Below are 15,887 nucleotides of genomic sequence, written 5' to 3'. Positions count from 1 at the left end.
CTCCTGCGGCGACGATGCACCGTCACGAGCGTCAAAACTACTCGCGGGTACAACGGCTCTCGAGTGGAATGAGACGGTCAAAAAGGAGCAGCGACAGGCTAGATCGTCGGAAACGTGCTTACGCGTTTTCGTCGTCCTCCCCGTCGTCGAGTCCGTCGTCCGTATCGTTCGTTTCCTCGTCGTCGGATTCGCCGTCCGTATCGTTCGCTTCCTCGCCGTCTCCGAGGCCACCGTCGTCGTCTCCAACCCCGCCTTCCTCGTCGTCTCCCGATCCGTTGTCTTCTTCCTCGTCGTCCCCGAGGCCGTTTTCGTCCGCTTCACCTTCTTCGTCTTCCCCTTCTTCGTCGGGTCCGTCGTCCATCCCGTCCGTGTCGTCGTCGTTTTCGAGTCCGTCGTCGACCGATTCTTCCTCTTCTTCGGCGTCCGAACAGCCTGCCACGGCGGCGACCATACCGACGCCGAGTGCCTTCGTGAATCGTCGTCTGTCGAGGGTTGGTGCTTTCATAGCGCGCATCTGGGCCGATAACCGACTGGCAAATAATGGGGAGAGTTCGTTACGGATGATAGTCTCCGATTCAGATGGATTGCCGATTTTTAGCTCGTCGAAAGTACACGGTTTCACTGGTCGCCGCTGTTTCGAGTCGCGCAACCGATCGGTTCGTTCTCACGACACTGTGTTTACCGATCCGACAACTTCGACGGAACGGCTTCGAGAGGACGGTGGAGCGGTCTCCAGAGCGAATTTCGGTACGCGAACGCTACCGTTCGCCGTTTCGGCGACTGCAACTGGGAACATCGAATAGGGTGACGAGACGAACGCCGGCGAGCGACGAACACAGCCCTTATGCAAGCTTCGCCTGTATCTCCCCTCGATGCACGTCATCGGAACGGTGGGGCTCCCCGGCAGCGGAAAGGGCGAGGCCGCCACCGTCGCACGCGAGAACGGAATCCCGGTGGTGACGATGGGCGATGTCGTCCGTCAGGAAACCGCCGACCGCGGGCTCGACCCGGCGAAAGACCACGGCAAGGTCGCCCAGGCACTGCGCGACGAGAACGGGCCGGCGGCGATCGCCGAGCGCTCGCTGCCGATGATCGAGGACCGCCTCGAGGACCACGAGACCGTCCTGATCGACGGCATTCGCTCCGACACCGAGGTCGACGTCTTCGAGGAGCGCTTCGGGAGCGAGTTCACGCTGGTCAGTATCGAAGCCCCGTTCGAACTCCGGGCCGAACGAATCGACGACCGCGGCCGAGACGTCGGCGAAGACGAGGGCGGCGAGGGGCTGGCCGCCCGCGACGAACGCGAACGCGGCTTCGGGATGGACGACGCGATGGACCGGGCCGACGTCGTCGTCGAGAACACGGACACGCTCGAGGCGTTCCACGACCGGATGCAGTCGATCGTCGAGGCGGGGACGACGAGCGATTCCGAAGCGACTACCGAGAGCAGTACGGAGGTACACCAACCATGACCGAGATCTACCGCGTCGACGTCGAGATCACGGCCCCGGTCTACGACACCGAGGTCACCAGCCGCGTCGCCGACGCCGTCGCGAACGTCTTCCCCAACGCCGACCTCGAGGAGGAGTTCGGCGAGATCAGGGCCGAATCGCACTCGTTGGACCACTTCTCGGAACTGCTCCACCGACAGGAGATCTTGGACACCGCTCGCGGCGAGTTCTTCGCGAATCGGGAGGGCGACACGTTCAGCTTCGCGCTCAAGAAACAGGCGGCCTTCGAGGACCGCGTGAACTTCTCCGTGGGGGAACCCGACGAACTCGGCGAGATCGCCGTCCGGGTTCGCGTCGAGGAACCCACGCTCGAGGAGTACGTCGACCACGTCGCGCCGCCGACGGAAGACGGGCGGCCGATCGAGGGCTGATCGGACGCGGTGCTCGAGTCGAACGGTTCCGTCGTGCGTCCGCTACGACGCGTCGACGAGTCGCCAGCAGTAGTACACCGAACACGCCCCGAACGCGGCGGCGAGAGCCGCATATCGTGACGACGGAGCGAGTACGAACGCGACCGCCGCAAACGCTGCGAGTCCGCCGGAGAAAGCGAACCCGATCACGTCGCTACCGAGCAGGCCACGGCTAACACCGATCGCTGCGACACCGAGTGCGTAGCAAACCGCGAGACTCATCGATAGCTCCGCGAACGCACCGGTTCGAACCGCACTCGAGAGCGGGATCAAGTTGACGACGAACAACGCGCCGAGCGCGAGCACGGCCGGGTCTCGCCAATCGATCGAGTTCGCCGTCGCGGCTCGAACCGACATACCGAACCGTTCGGTTTTATGATATATGAACGTTGTGTTAGAACGGGATAGCGAGTAGCGAGCGACGGGCCAGCAGTGAAAGGCCAGCGACACGTACGTCGACGGGATGCACGACACGATCGCCGTCTCGGAGATCATGGTCACCGACGTCGTCACCGCCCCGTCCGACGCGAACGCGAGCCACGCTGCGACCCTGATGCGCGACGAGCGCGTCAGTTCGGTCGTCGTCGTCCGCGACGGCGCGCCCGTCGGGATCGTCACCGAGGGCGACTTCGCGACCCACCTCTGTGAACGGACCGACCTCGGCAGCGTCGAACTGGCGGACGTGATGGCCTCCCCGCTCGAGACGATCGCACCCGATACGTCCCTCGTCGACGCCGTCACCGTCCTCCGCGGTAACGGACTCGAACACCTGCCGGTCGTCGAACGTGACGACACCGACTCGAACGGCGGAGCCGACGAGTCCGGAACGCTCGTCGGCATCCTCACGACGACGGAACTGTCCTACTACGTCCCGCATCTGGCCCACCGAACGGGTGGTCGCGAACACCGGCCCCCGCGACGGCAGGTCCGGACCGACACCCTGTACGAACGCGACGGCTGGGAGTTCGAGTACCGCGGTGAAGACGAGTCGACCGTCTCCGTCGGCGACGTCGCCCGCTTCTCGAAGACGATTTCGGACGAGGACGTCGAGGCGTTCGCCGAGATCACCGGTGACACGAATCGCGTCCACCTCGACGAGGCCTACGCCGCCGAGACCCGATTCGGCGAGCGGATCGTCCACGGCGTCCTCGCGAACGGTCTGATCAGTGCTGCACTCGCCCGCCTGCCGGGGTTGACGATCTATCTCTCACAGGAGAGTAGCTTCCTCGCACCGCTGTCGATCGACGATCAGGTCACGGCCGTCTGCGACGTCGTCGACGACCTCGGCGACGGAAAGTACCGGATCGAGACGACCGTCTCCGACGGCGACGACACGACGGTGCTCGAGGGCGATGCCGTCGTCCTCATCGACGACCTGCCGCCGGACGCCGCACTCGAAGGGGACGCGGCGACTGCTGACTGACAACTGACGGCTGGTGAGAGCGGATCAACTACTCCGTACACTCGTCGGCGGCCTCGAGCGACCGTTCCGCCTCCCGCTCGCGCCGGTCCACGGCGAGGACGTTCCCGGACTGCGCCGCGGACGCTGCCTCCCCGAACGCCTCGGCAGCGTCCGTCAGGTGACCGCTCTGGCAGCGCGCCGTCTCGAACTGATCGGCCAGTCTGGTCGGTGGCTCGTCGTCACTCTCGAACGTCTCCGTCGCCGTCTCGAAGGCCGATTCCGCGTCGGTGAACGCGGCCTCCGCCCCCTCGTACTCGTCGTTCTCGGTGTATTCCTGGCCCTCGTCGAGCGCCTCGTAGCCGTCGAGCATCGAATCGAAGCCGTCCACGAGCGTCACGAGCGAGTCGAGGACGTCGCCGAGCGACGCGATGCCGTCCTCGAGGTCCGTTCGATCGATCCGCGCCAGTTCCTCGAACCGATCGCCGTCGAGCGCCCGATAGCCGGTATCGGCCTCCTCGTGGCACGTCTCAGCCGTCTCGAGTTCTCCTATCCACTCGTCGACGGTCGCGGACGCCGCCTCGAGATCACGCTCCTCGCCGCTCGCGTCGAAGACCGCGTCGGCGTCCGGCTCGAGTTCCTCGTCGGTGATCGTCTCGGTGACGACGACCAGCGCCTCGAGGACGTCCGCGTACGTTCTCAGCGTCTCGATATCGGGGTTGCGGTCGTCGTCCAGTTCGGCCGCGGCGGTCTCGAGGTGGGCTCGAGCGTCCTCGATCAGTCCGTCGGGTTCGGCCGCGTCGAACTCGACTTCCCCGGAGTCGTCCACGCCGCCACCCTCGATATCCAGCGCGAGGGCGGCGTCGTTCAGCGCGCCGACCGCCCGATTGAGTTCGCGGACGCCGGTTCGGTCCTCGGCGCTGGTGGTCGACTCGCTGCCGGTGAGATCGTCGAGACAGCCGGCGAGTGCGGCCAGCGTGCCGACCCCCGCTCCGGCCCGAGTGAGATACTGTCGGCGGTTCATTGGTACTCGGGGATTCGTCTAGAGACGTATGAACGTAGTGGCAAACGAGTCAATGAAAACGAGTGAACGGTCGTCGTCGGAACCACGTAGCGCTGCGCCGAGGACGGCTACCGTGGTTATCCGAACGGTCCCATGCCGCCCATCCCGCCGCCACCGCCACCGCCGCCGCCCTGTTGCATCTGTTGCATCATCCGCTGCATCTCCTTCTCGGAGCCCATGCCCTGGAACTGCTTGATCGTCTTCTCCATCATCTTGTACTGCTGGAGCAGTTCTCGGACCTTCTCCTCCTCGGTGCCCGAGCCGCGAGCGATGCGCTCGATCTGGCTGGCGCCGATGGCCTTGGGGTACTCCTTTTCGGTCTCGGTCATCGAGTCCATGATGACGCTGAAGGTGTGCATCCGCTCCTGCGTGACGTCCATCGCGTCGTCGGGGAGCTGATCCTTGATCCCGCCGCCGAAGCCGGGGATCATGTCCATCACCTGGTCGAGCGGCCCCATGTTGTTCATCGCCTCCATCTGCTTTTGCATGTCGTTGAGGGTGAACTGGCCCTGCAGCATGTCTTCGGGATCCCAGTCCTCTTCTTCCATCTCGGTCTGCTCCATCGCGCGCTCGACGCGTTCGGCGAGCTGGCCGAGGTCGCCCATGCCGAGCAGTCGGGAGATGAAGCCGTCGGGCTCGAAGCGCTCGATGTCTTGGACCTCCTCGCCGGTCCCGAGGAAGGCGATCGAGGAGTCGGTCTGGTCGACGGCCGTCAGCGCGCCACCACCCTTCGCGGTACCGTCCAGTTTCGTGATGACGACGCCGTCGATCCCGATCGACTCGTCGAACTGCTGGGCCTGGTCTTTCGCCCCTTGCCCGATCGCCGCGTCGAGGACGAGCAGGGAGGTGTCGGGATCGGCGACGGACTCGATCTCCTCGATCTCCTCGATCAGATCGTCCTCGAGCGCGTGGCGACCCGCCGTGTCCACGATGTGGACGTCGGCCTCGCTGGTCTCCTCGAGGCCCTTCCGGGCGATTTCGACGGGGTCCTCGCTCTCCGGGTTGCCGTAGTAGTCGACCTCCGCGCGGCCGGCCATCTCCTGGGCCTGCTCGTAGGCGCCGGGCCGGAAGGTGTCCGTCTGGATCACGGCCGGACGGAGCCCCTTCGTCGAGAACCACCAGGCCATCTTCGCGGCGGAGGTCGTCTTCCCGGACCCCTGCAGCCCTGCGAGGAGGATGGTCTGTTCCTCGAGGGGCAGTTCGGTCGACTCGCCGATGAGGTCGACCAGTTCCTCGTAGACGATGCGGAGGACGAAGTCCCGCGCCGGGGTGCCGGCGGGGGGTTCTTCCTCGAGCGATCGCTCCTTGATGTTGTCCGACAGCTCCATCACGAGCGAGACGTCGACGTCGGCGGAGAGCAAGGAGCGCTGAATCTCCTTGACGATCTCCTCGATGTCCTCCTCGCTGAGCCGTGACTTCCCGCGGAGTTTGTCTAAAGTTCCCCGCAGAGAACTGCCGAGATCGTCGAGTACCATTTGCATCGACTACGTGGCGACGGTGTTAAAGGCTTTTTCTACGGGCGACGGGAAATCAAGCCGCGTCTTCGCTCCACGCCCGTTCGATCCGGCCTTCGACGGCAGCCAGCACCGTCGAGAGGACGTCTAACGGGTGAGGTGGCGGTAATTCGAGATCCACGATGTCGTTTCCGCTCGGCGGCCGATGGAAATGGAGCCGTGAGTTGTGCGAGTTCGGATGCCGATCCCATCGACACTCCCAGCGGTCACCAGTAGCCGCCGTCTCGACGAAATGAAGCGTGAAATCGCCGGTCGTGAACCACCGAACGTCGAGCCGAGCGGCCTCGATCGACGGCGGGTACCGTTCTGCGTCGACGTGTCCCTCGAAGACGCGTGGTTCGTCATTATCGGGACGGTACTCGGTTCTCGTGACGAGTGGATCGTTCGCGAGTCGACGCTCGAGTAGCCGAAGCGTCTGGCGATCCGGTGGTCCTGACGACGAAGGGACGTCATCGGACGAACCACTCATCTATGGCGAAGTCGGAACGAGATGGCCGTCGTTTTGTGCGATCTGGCGTGTGAGTTCGTAGAGACGGATATCTCGCTCGAGGGCTTGCCAGTCGCTGAGTTGCACCATCAACGTATGGATCTCGTCGTGGTCGCCGTGATCGAAGACCGAGACCGAGGTCGGATCCGGGGTCCCGAACCGGTCGACGAACTCGTCACGACGGGTTTCCAGCGTCTCGACGCGGTCGATGATTTCCTCGACCGTCCGGTCCTCCGCGATTCGACTCGCCTCTTGCCACTCCAGATACCCGTCGTTGCGCTCGTAGCGGGCGGGTTTGGCGTCGCGGTCGGCTCGAACGATACCCATTTCGGCGAGGCGATCGAGGTGTTTTTTCGCCGCGTTCGGTGAGCAATCCGCGGTCGACGCGATCTCGGTGTACGGCGTCGGCTCCGTCACGCCGAGCGCAGTGTCGTAGACCCGGTCGAACGTATCGGTACGCTCGCTCCACCGCCGGCGCACCTCGTCGACGGCCTCCTGATCCGGAACTGGATCGAACTCGGTCACGATCGTCGATACGCACTCGCCGATAATATATGTGTGTTATCGCAAATATGTGTGGACAGTGTGCCCACTTCGGGTGTCAATGACACCGCAGCCGTCGTCGGTGAGTATTTCAGCCGACCCGAACAACCTCTACGTATGAGTTCGGATGCAGACGCGGATCCCTCGGAGTACGAGGCGCTCGAGGACGCGGACGTCACCATGCGCGAAAACGAGCACGGCCTCCACATCGCCGACGACGAGGTGACCGGGGTCTCGAGCCAGGGTCAGACGCCCGAAGCGGCCCTCGAGAACCTCGCGGAGGCGGTCAGATCGTACCGGGAAGCGACCGACGACGATCCGGGCGACGACTGGCTCTGAGCGGTGCGTGAGGTGTAGATCACGTACACGCGTCGCCTCCGCCAGACGGAGCGGTTATGTGATCCGGGGACTCACCAGCACCCATGACAGTTCGGCGAGAGCGTATCGAAACCGTGCTGCGGGCGATCGTTCACGAGCTCAAGGTCGAACGGGTCACGTTCATGGCCGGCAGCATCGCGTACAACGCGTTCCTCTCGTTGCTGCCGCTGCTCTTGCTCTTGCTCGCGATCATCGGCAGCGTCGGCAACCGGAGCCTCGAGGAGGGGCTGGTCTCGATCACGCGGTCGGCGTTGACGCCCGGTGCGGCGGACGTACTGGTCGCAGAACTCCAGTCGACGCCGGCCGGCGCCTCGGCGCTCGGTCTCGTCGCCCTCGTCTGGGGTGCGTTGCGGATCTTCCGGAGCCTCGACATGGCGTTCTCGGACATCTACGAGTCCCAGGCACGGAACACGCTGCTCAACCAGTTCCGTGACGGGATCGTCGTGCTGATCTCGGTGGCGGCCGTCGTCGGCGTCGTCGCCGCTATCGAATCGATCGCCCCCAGCGGGTTCGGTCGCTCCGGTGGCACCGCGGGCTGGGTCGCACAGCGGCTCTTCCTCGTCGTCGCCGTCGGCGTCGCGCTGGTACCGATGTACTACCTCTTTCCCGACGAGGAGGACATGGCGCTCGTGGAGGCGCTGCCGGGCGTCGCCGTCACCGCCGTTGGACTCGTCGCCGCGGAGTCGCTGTTCCGACTGTACGTCCAGTACGGCTCGACGAACGCCCAGAACAGCCTGCTCGCCGGCATCATCGTGTTGATGACCTGGCTGTACGTCAGCGGCCTCCTCATCCTCGTCGGCGCGGCCGTCAACGCCGTGCTCTCGAACCGGAGCGAGGACGTCTCGATCCGACCCGTCGTGGGCGGCGTCCCGCTCGAGGAGGACCGCGCGAACGACTCCGGACGCGACGGCGACCCCGTCGATCCAGTCCGGGCCATCGACGACCTCCGCGAGCGCCTCCCGACCGCGACCGACGTCCGGGTCGTCGTCGACGAGGAGTCGGTGCGGATTCCCCCGCCGGACCGGATCGACACCGACCGCCGGCGCACGACGATCCCGTTCGTCGACGATACCGTCGGCATCGAACTCCACTGGAACGCACCCGAGGAGACCGAACAAGCCGCCGAACGGCGGACCGTCGACGAACGCAATCCCTGATCCGAGCAGCAGGTCCGCTCGACTTGCAGGCTCCAGATTTACGCGCTCGCTCGTGGTCACTGCGGCTATGGAATCGTACGATATCGTCGTGATCGGCGGCGGCTCCGGCAGCCAGGTCGCGACTGCCGCAGCGGAAGCGGACCTCGAGGCCGCCGTCGTCGAACGCGGCCCGCTCGGCGGGGCCTGTATCACGCGGGGCTGCGTCCCCTCGAAGGCGCTGATTCACCGGGCCGACGTCGTCGAGGAGGTCCGGCGGACCGAGGAGTTCGGCATCGCGGCCGAGTTGGGAGACGTCGACTACGGCGAGATCACGTCGTCGATCCACGACACGGTCTACGAGAAGGCGGAGAAACAGGAATCGAGCCTCGAGGACGCCGACAATCTCACGCTCTACCGCGGCGAGGGCCGGTTCGTCGACGACCGCACGCTCGAGGTCGACCCGAACGACCGCGACGCCGACAGCGTCGAGGTCCAGGGCGAGACCGTCGTTCTCGCGGTCGGGAGCCGACCGATGGTACCGCCGATCGACGGCCTCGAGGACGTCGAGTTCCTCACGAGCGACGACGCGCTCTTTCTGGACGACCGACCGGACGAACTCGTGATCGTCGGCGGCGGCTACATCGGGGCCGAACTGGGCTACTTCTTCGGCGCGATCGGGGCCGACGTGACGATGGTCGGTCGCAGCGAGACGCTCGTTCCGGAGGAGGACGGCGCCGTCAGCGAGGTCGTGACCGACTCGCTCGCGAAGTACTGCGATCTGTACACCGGCTACGAGGCCGCCGAGGTGAGTCAGGACGGTAACCGGGTCGTCGTCACGGCCGCGCCGAGCGACGACGATGACGACGGCGACGCGGTCGACTTCGAGGCCGACGAACTGCTGGTCGCGACCGGCCGACGACCGAACACCGACACGCTCGACCTCGATGCCACGGGCGTCGACGCCGACGACAAAGGGTACGTCGAGGTCGACGACCGACTCGAGACGACCGCCGACGGTATCTGGGCGCTGGGCGATATCGTCGGCGAGCAGCCGTTCAAGCACGCGGCCGACTACGAGGCGAAGGTCGTGACGGCGAACGTCGTAGACGGCGCCGACCGGGAACCCGATTACAGCGCGATGCCCCACGCCATCTTCACCAGCCCGCAGGTCGCCAGCGTGGGACGGACGGAGAGCGAACTCGAGGAGGCGGGCACCGAGTACGAGTCGGCGACGGTTCCCTTCGACGCCGCGCCGCTCGGGATGATCCTCGAGGCCGACGACGGACTCGTGAAGGTGTTGGCCGCTCCCGACGGCGAGGTTCTCGGCTGTCACATCGTCGGCCCGCAGGCTTCGACGCTGATTCAGGAGGTCGTCGTCGCGATGGACAGCGGCTCGGGGACCGTCGACGACGTCGCCGATCCGGTCCACGTCCATCCGGCGCTCTCGGAGGTCGTGTACGCGGCGTTCGACGAACTGTCCTCGAGTCGGTACTCGACGGCGCCGGACTGGCGGGACGTGAGCGACGAATGAGCGTCACCAACTACCCAGATGACGGACCAGCCTGAGTCGAACCCACCCGACGCCGATTCGTCAGCCGCGGTCTACGAGCGCATCACCGACGCCGTCTTCGCGCTCGACGAGGAGTGGCGATTCACGTTCCTGAACGAACGGACCGAGCACTTACTCGAGCGATCCGAGGCGGAGTTACTCGGGACGTCCATCTGGGAGGCGTTTCCGGGCGCGGTCGACTCGCCGTTCCAGCGCGAGTACGAGCGGGCGATGGAGACCCAGGACCCGGTCACGTTCCAGGAGTTCTACGCGCCGCTCGACGCCTGGCTCGAGGTGCGTGCCTACCCCTCCGAAACGGGGCTCACGGTATACTTCCGGGATATCACCGACCGCGTTCGTCGGAAGGAGCGACTGGAGAAACGCGAGCAAGCGCTGCACGACGCCTACGAGGTCATCGCGGATCCCCAGCGAGCGTTTCGCGAGCAGGTCGACGATCTGCTGGCCGTCGTTCGGCGGACGATCGGGACGGAGTACGCGACGCTGTCGCGCGTTCACGAGGACGCCGGCGAGTACATCTTCGAGGGCGTCGACGCGCCACCCGACGCCGATCTCGAGGCGGGAGACACCACTGCACTGGAGGCGACGAACTGCGAACACGTCGTCAGCACCGAACGGACGCTCGTGCTGGAGGACGTCGAAGTGGACGCGCCGGAGTTCGCCGATCGCGCTGGCAACGCCGAGTGGGGAATCTCCTGTTATCTCGGGACGCCGATCACCGTCGACGGCGAGGTGTACGGCACCTTCTGCTTCTACGACATGGAGGCCCGAGCCGAGGAGTTCACCGACTGGGAGGTGACGTTCATCGAACTACTCGGTAACTGGGTGAGTTACGAACTCGAGCGCGAGCGCTACCGGCGGAAACTCGAGGAATCCAACGAACGACTCGAGCAGTTCGCCTACACCGCCTCCCACGACTTACAGGAGCCCCTGCGAATGATCACGAGCTACCTCGGTCTCATCGAGCAGCGGTACAGGGACGAACTCGACGAGGACGCCGAGGAGTTCCTCGCGTTCGCCGTCGACGGTGCCGAGCGGATGGGGGAGATGATCGACGGCCTGCTCGCGTACTCGCGGGTGGAAACGCGGGGGAGTCCGTTCGAGCCGATCGACCTGAACGCCGTCCTCGACGACGTCCGAGACGACCTGCAGTTCAGGCTCGAGGAAACGGACGCGGACCTCTCGAGCGAGTCGTTGCCCCGCGTCGAGGGCGACGCCGATCAGTTACGGCAGGTGTTCCAGAATCTCCTCTCGAACGCGATCGAGTACAGCGGCGACGAACCGCCGCGGATCCGCGTCAGCGCCGAGCGGACGGGCGGGGACTGGACCATCTCGGTCAGCGACGAGGGGATCGGGATCGATCCCGACGACGCGGAGCGCGTCTTCGAGGTATTCGAGCGACTGCACAGCCACGAGGAACACGCCGGAACGGGAATCGGACTCGCGCTCTGTGAACGCATCGTCGAGCGTCACGGCGGCGAGATCTGGGTCGACTCCGAACCCGACGAGGGGGCGACGTTCGCGTTTACACTGCCGGCAACGTCGTCCGACGGAGCCGAAACGTCGGCCGCGTGATCGCTCCCGAGTGACGAGCCCCCGTCCCGTCGGCTGTCCGAATTCAAACGATGCCGTGCTGGTCGTCGACGATCGTGTGATACCACGCGACGTACGTGAGGATCATCCAGAGCGTTCGGCCGACCGACTGCTCGCCGCGACGGTGAGCCTCTCGCAACGCCGTCGCTCTGTCGGCGTCGACGTACGGTGTCCGTCGGAGTTTCTCGCGCGTGAACCAGGTCTCGATCGCGTTGTGGTCGTTCTGGAACCAGTCTTCGACGGGCGGTCGCATCCCCATCTTTTTGCGCTCGATGATCTCGCCGGGCAACAGGTCGCCGACGGCATCTTTGAGCACCCGCTTGACGTCGTTCTGGGTCACTTTGTGCTGGACCGGCAGCGAGTGGGCGAACTCCACCATCTCGGTCGAGAGGAACGGGACCCGCAACTCGAGCGACTGGGCCATACTCATGTGGTCGGCCTTGTAGAGGTGGTAGTCCGGCAGCGTGTAGCTCGTCTCGTAGGCCGACATGTGTTGCACGAGCGACGGATCCGCGACCTGTTCGGTGATCTCGTCGACGTTCGACCGCAGTCCCGACGTCTCGGCGGTCTTCCCCGTTCGGAGGAACTCGTCGGGCTCGGGTCGGAAGGTCGTAAAGCCACAGACGTGGCTCAACAGCATCTCCTCGTTGTTCTTCAGCCCCGAGTAGTAGCGAAGGTGTTTGTTGCCGACGGGCGACACCTGCGCGACGGCGCCGGCGACGTCGTGGGTGAACTCCGGCATGAAGTCCACTTTCCGTTTGTGCTCGGGGACGTGTTGGTACCACGGATAGCCCGCGAACAGTTCGTCGGACCCCTCACCCGCGAGCGCGACTTTGACGTCCTGACTCGCCCGTTCGGAGAGCGCGTACATCGGCAGCATCTGGAGGTGACCGGTCGGCTCCCCGAGATACCGGATCATCTCGCCGAAGAGGTCCATCGACGAGAGGTCGATGTTGACCTCGTGGTGGTCGGTTCCGAAATGGTCCGCAACGAGTCGGGCCTCCCGGCTCTCGTCGAGTTTGTCGTCGTTAAAGGAGACGGAGTAGGTCTTGAGCGGGTCGTCTTTCAGCTCCGAGGCGATCCCGACGACCGCAGAGGAGTCGAGCCCGCCCGAGAGAAAGGCGCCGACCGGAACGTCCGCCATGAGACGTTTCTCGACCGAGCGTTCGAGCAGGGTCCGCAGTCGATCGGACAGACTCGAGAACGACCCCGTGGCGCTCCCGGTCTCGATGTCACGGAGGGACCAGTACGTCCGCGTCTCGACGCCCTCGGGCCCGATCGTGACCGTCTGTCCCGGCTCGACCTTCCGGACGTCTTCCAGCAGGGTCTGTGGCGCCGGCGTGTACTCGAGCGAGAAGTGATTGTAGACGGCCGACGGATCGATCGTCCGATCGACGCCGCCGATCAGTAGCGCCGGCAGTTCGCTGCCCCAGACGAAGCCGCGGTCCGTCTCCCCGTAGTAGAGCGGTTTGATGCCGAACCGATCGCGAGCGAGGAAGACGGTGTCCGCGTCGCGGTCCCAGATCGAGAACGCGAACATTCCCTCGAGATGGGTCACCATCTCCTCGCCGTACTCCTCCCAGAGGTGGACGAGCACTTCGGTATCGCACTCGCTTTCGAACCGGTGTCCCTTCCGAGACAGCGACTCTCGCAACGCGGCGTGGTTGTAGATCTCACCGTTGAAGACGACGCCCACCGACTCGTCTTCGTTCCACTTCGGCTGTGAGCCACCCTCGAGGTCGACGATCGAGAGCCGCCGCGCACCCATCATCAGCCCCGCATCGCGGTCGAGATACGATCCCTCCTCGTCTGGGCCGCGGTGCTCGATCCAATCGAGCATCGACGACAGTGTTTCGTCATTAGTCCAGCCATATGCACCGACGATGCCGCACATGAGCTATCGAGCGGCGGATACCTCCCTTGTAATGACTGTCGTACTGAGTGGTAATCGAAACGTATCGTAACCCGATTGATCAGTGTGTGTACTGCGACGGGAGTCCGTCGGTATCTCCGGCTAAGAGTCCTCGACGATCGGTTTTTGGAGACATAAACGAACGATACCGTCGATAGCCAGGTGAATATGAGAGGCTACTGAATCGGGATCCGGGAGAAATCTATATAGATTACCGTTCCGGTCGGGACCGATCAGGCGTCTTCGGCGGCCGAGATCGGACCGGTCGCCACCTCGCCGTCGTTCGCGAGCCACTCCGTGAGACTCCCCTCGTAGAAGGCGACGGTCTCGTAGCCGAGCGCGCGGAGGACGACGTAGGTGTGGCTGATCCGTCGCGCGGTGTTACAGTAGAGAACGATCTCGCGATCCGGCGTGATTCCGTACGATTCGAGCAGGGCCTCGAGGTCGTCCGCCGGCTTCAGTCGCCGCGTTTCGTCGTCGACGACCTCGCGCCAGTCGAACCGGACCGCACCCGGGATCCGAGCCTCCTCGAACTCGTGTTCCTCGCGCGTGTCGACGAAGACGGCGTCTCGCTCGAGGGCCGCCTCGACGGCCTCGAAACCCACCAGCGGGCTCTCGTCGCGCGCGAGAGGGGACGGCTCATACGTCGTCGCCTCGATTTCCGGCACCTCGCTCGTCGTCTCGTAGTCGCGGTTCCAGGCGCTGTAGTCGCCGTCGAGCAGGCGCACGTCGTCGTGACCGTACTCGAGAGCGGTGAGCACGAACCGCGCGGCGAAGACGCCGTGAGTGTCGTCGTAGGCGACGATCGTGTCGTCGGGGCTGATACCGGCCTCGGAGAGCAGTTCGGCGAAGGCGTCGGCGCCGGGCAGCGTCCCGCGGTCGACGTCGCTCTCGTCGCGGTAGCTGTCGAAGGGGATACTGACGGCACCGGGAACGTGGCCGATGCCGTCGTACTCCCACGAATCGCGGACGTCGACGATGCGTACCTGCGGATCGTCCAGACGCGATGCGAGCCAGTCGGGGGAAACGACGACGGAGTCCTCCATTACCCCGGCGTTCGGAACGGAGACTCGAGTACGCACCGGTTTCGAGCCGAACGGTGGCTACCGGGACAGTGGCAACACTTGCTTGTTTTTGGTGGGAAATCTGACCTGTACAGATCCCAATATATCGAAACCCCCTTCGAATCCGGCGAATGACGCACCCGTACGGACGGTACCGAGAACCGACGCGGAATCCGGCGGCAAATATCTCCGGCAGAGTCGATCGGTGTCCGAATTGACCGGTTAAGCAGTCCCTTTGTGTGTCCCCGTCGAACGGACGCGTATGGCAAACGACTACGCCAACGACGTGCTCGTCACGGCCGACTGGGTCGAAGAGCGACTCGACGACTTCCAGGACGACGACTCCGACCTCCGGCTGGTCGAGGTCGACGTCGACACGGAAGCCTACGAGGAAGCCCACGCGCCCGGTGCGATCGGGTTCAACTGGGAGACCCAACTGCAGGATCAGACCACTCGAGACATCCTCGCCAAAGAGGACTTCGAGGACCTGCTCGGGAGCCACGGCATCAGCGAGGACTCCACCGTCGTGCTGTACGGCGACAACTCCAACTGGTTCGCCGCCTACACCTACTGGCAGTTCAAGTACTACGGTCACGACGAGGTCTACCTGCTCGACGGCGGCCGCGAATACTGGCTCGAGAACGACTATCCGACCACAGACGAGGAGCCCGACTTCTCGGAGACCGAGTACGACGCCGCCGGTCCGCGCGAGAGCATCCGCGCCTACCGCGAAGACGTCGAGAACGCGATCGAGCGCGGCGTTCCGCTCGTCGACGTTCGCTCGCCCGAGGAGTTCAGCGGCGAGATTCTCGCACCCCCAGGCCTTCAGGAGACCGCCCAGCGCGGCGGCCACATCCCCGGCGCGAAGAACATCTCGTGGGCCGCCGTGACCAACGACGACGGCACCTTCAAGACGCGCGACGAGCTCGAGGAGCTCTACGCCGGCGAGGACATCGACGGCGACGAGACGACCGTCGCCTACTGCCGCATCGGCGAGCGCTCGTCCGTCGCGTGGTTCGCGCTCCACGAACTGCTCGGCTACGAGGACACCGTCAACTACGACGGCTCCTGGACCGAGTGGGGTAATCTCGTCAACGCGCCGATTGAGAAGGGCGAGGCGGAGTGAGCGAAGCGAACTCCGTCTCGTAGTGGAGCGGGGAGGCGAAGCCGACCCGCGGAACAGGCGAGGGCGACTGAGCAGCGCGAAGGAGCCCTCGAGGCGGAGCAGGGCGAGGCGGAGTGAGCGAAGCGAACTCCGTCTCGTAGCGGAAGTTCGTTTTTTCAGTGATCGCTCGAGTAGTCGCTACTCG

16 protein-coding genes are annotated in these 15,887 nt (G+C 64.9%); 8 read left to right on the top strand and 8 right to left on the bottom strand.

What is annotated here, in order from left to right; translation table 11 throughout:
• Window positions 1–118: 118 nt before the first annotated feature.
• On the bottom strand, window positions 119–505 hold the full coding sequence (locus ACSFC7_RS04535) for a hypothetical protein (RefSeq protein WP_436346569.1): 387 nt from the start codon (window positions 503–505) through the stop codon (window positions 119–121).
• A 367-nt stretch (window positions 506–872) separates the two neighbouring features.
• Between ACSFC7_RS04535 and ACSFC7_RS04530 the strand changes: the two genes are divergently transcribed.
• Window positions 873–1,472, top strand: a complete 600-nt coding sequence (locus ACSFC7_RS04530) for an AAA family ATPase (RefSeq protein ID WP_436346568.1) — start codon at window positions 873–875, stop codon at window positions 1,470–1,472.
• Window positions 1,469–1,882: an RNA-binding domain-containing protein gene (locus ACSFC7_RS04525; RefSeq protein WP_436346567.1), complete on the top strand. Its 414-nt coding sequence runs from the start codon at window positions 1,469–1,471 to the stop codon at window positions 1,880–1,882. Before ACSFC7_RS04530 ends, ACSFC7_RS04525 begins: the two co-directional genes overlap by 4 nt.
• Before the next feature lie 42 nt (window positions 1,883–1,924).
• On the opposite strand, the gene ACSFC7_RS04520 is transcribed toward ACSFC7_RS04525, so the two are convergent.
• A complete protein-coding gene (locus tag ACSFC7_RS04520) occupies window positions 1,925–2,278 on the bottom strand; it encodes a hypothetical protein (protein ID WP_436346566.1) in 354 nt (117 codons plus the stop codon).
• A gap of 106 nt (window positions 2,279–2,384) precedes the next feature.
• Between ACSFC7_RS04520 and ACSFC7_RS04515 the strand changes: the two genes are divergently transcribed.
• Window positions 2,385–3,344: a CBS domain-containing protein gene (locus ACSFC7_RS04515; protein WP_436346565.1), complete on the top strand. Its 960-nt coding sequence runs from the start codon at window positions 2,385–2,387 to the stop codon at window positions 3,342–3,344.
• 28 nt (window positions 3,345–3,372) lie between these two features.
• On the opposite strand, the gene ACSFC7_RS04510 is transcribed toward ACSFC7_RS04515, so the two are convergent.
• The 4 genes from ACSFC7_RS04510 to ACSFC7_RS04495 all read right to left on the bottom strand — a co-directional run bounded on the left by ACSFC7_RS04510 (window position 3,373) and on the right by ACSFC7_RS04495 (window position 6,909).
• On the bottom strand, window positions 3,373–4,344 hold the full coding sequence (locus tag ACSFC7_RS04510; protein ID WP_436346564.1) for a hypothetical protein: 972 nt from the start codon (window positions 4,342–4,344) through the stop codon (window positions 3,373–3,375).
• A gap of 116 nt (window positions 4,345–4,460) precedes the next feature.
• A complete protein-coding gene (locus ACSFC7_RS04505; RefSeq protein WP_436346563.1) occupies window positions 4,461–5,858 on the bottom strand; it encodes a signal recognition particle protein Srp54 in 1,398 nt (465 codons plus the stop codon).
• 55 nt (window positions 5,859–5,913) lie between these two features.
• A complete protein-coding gene (locus ACSFC7_RS04500; RefSeq protein ID WP_436346562.1) occupies window positions 5,914–6,366 on the bottom strand; it encodes a hypothetical protein in 453 nt (150 codons plus the stop codon).
• On the bottom strand, window positions 6,367–6,909 hold the full coding sequence (locus ACSFC7_RS04495) for a winged helix-turn-helix domain-containing protein (protein ID WP_436346561.1): 543 nt from the start codon (window positions 6,907–6,909) through the stop codon (window positions 6,367–6,369).
• A gap of 135 nt (window positions 6,910–7,044) precedes the next feature.
• Between ACSFC7_RS04495 and ACSFC7_RS04490 the strand changes: the two genes are divergently transcribed.
• The 4 genes from ACSFC7_RS04490 to ACSFC7_RS04475 all read left to right on the top strand — a co-directional run bounded on the left by ACSFC7_RS04490 (window position 7,045) and on the right by ACSFC7_RS04475 (window position 11,583).
• Window positions 7,045–7,266, top strand: coding sequence for a type II toxin-antitoxin system HicB family antitoxin (locus ACSFC7_RS04490; protein ID WP_436346560.1), 222 nt, complete (start codon window positions 7,045–7,047; stop codon window positions 7,264–7,266).
• An 83-nt stretch (window positions 7,267–7,349) separates the two neighbouring features.
• Window positions 7,350–8,462: a YihY/virulence factor BrkB family protein gene (locus ACSFC7_RS04485; RefSeq protein WP_436346559.1), complete on the top strand. Its 1,113-nt coding sequence runs from the start codon at window positions 7,350–7,352 to the stop codon at window positions 8,460–8,462.
• A 67-nt stretch (window positions 8,463–8,529) separates the two neighbouring features.
• Window positions 8,530–9,972, top strand: a complete 1,443-nt coding sequence (locus tag ACSFC7_RS04480; protein ID WP_436346558.1) for a dihydrolipoyl dehydrogenase — start codon at window positions 8,530–8,532, stop codon at window positions 9,970–9,972.
• A gap of 18 nt (window positions 9,973–9,990) precedes the next feature.
• Entirely contained in the window at window positions 9,991–11,583 is a 1,593-nt protein-coding gene (locus tag ACSFC7_RS04475; protein WP_436346557.1) for a sensor histidine kinase, read from the top strand.
• Window positions 11,584–11,626: 43 nt separating this feature from the next.
• Here ACSFC7_RS04475 and asnB read toward each other — a convergent pair whose 3' ends face one another.
• Both asnB and ACSFC7_RS04465 read right to left on the bottom strand, forming a co-directional pair.
• Window positions 11,627–13,495 (bottom strand): asparagine synthase (glutamine-hydrolyzing), encoded by a 1,869-nt coding sequence (asnB, locus tag ACSFC7_RS04470; protein WP_436346556.1) that lies wholly within the window; start codon window positions 13,493–13,495, stop codon window positions 11,627–11,629.
• A 251-nt stretch (window positions 13,496–13,746) separates the two neighbouring features.
• Window positions 13,747–14,559: a sulfurtransferase gene (locus tag ACSFC7_RS04465; protein ID WP_436346555.1), complete on the bottom strand. Its 813-nt coding sequence runs from the start codon at window positions 14,557–14,559 to the stop codon at window positions 13,747–13,749.
• A gap of 280 nt (window positions 14,560–14,839) precedes the next feature.
• Between ACSFC7_RS04465 and ACSFC7_RS04460 the strand changes: the two genes are divergently transcribed.
• Window positions 14,840–15,703 (top strand): sulfurtransferase, encoded by an 864-nt coding sequence (locus ACSFC7_RS04460; RefSeq protein WP_436346554.1) that lies wholly within the window; start codon window positions 14,840–14,842, stop codon window positions 15,701–15,703.
• Window positions 15,704–15,887: the final 184 nt, after the last annotated feature.

This window comes from Natronorubrum halobium (assembly GCF_051351675.1).
Taxonomy (GTDB): domain Archaea; phylum Halobacteriota; class Halobacteria; order Halobacteriales; family Natrialbaceae; genus Natronorubrum.
Note: the sequence above shows the minus strand (reverse complement) of the source record. Positions and strands in the feature narration are given on the sequence as shown.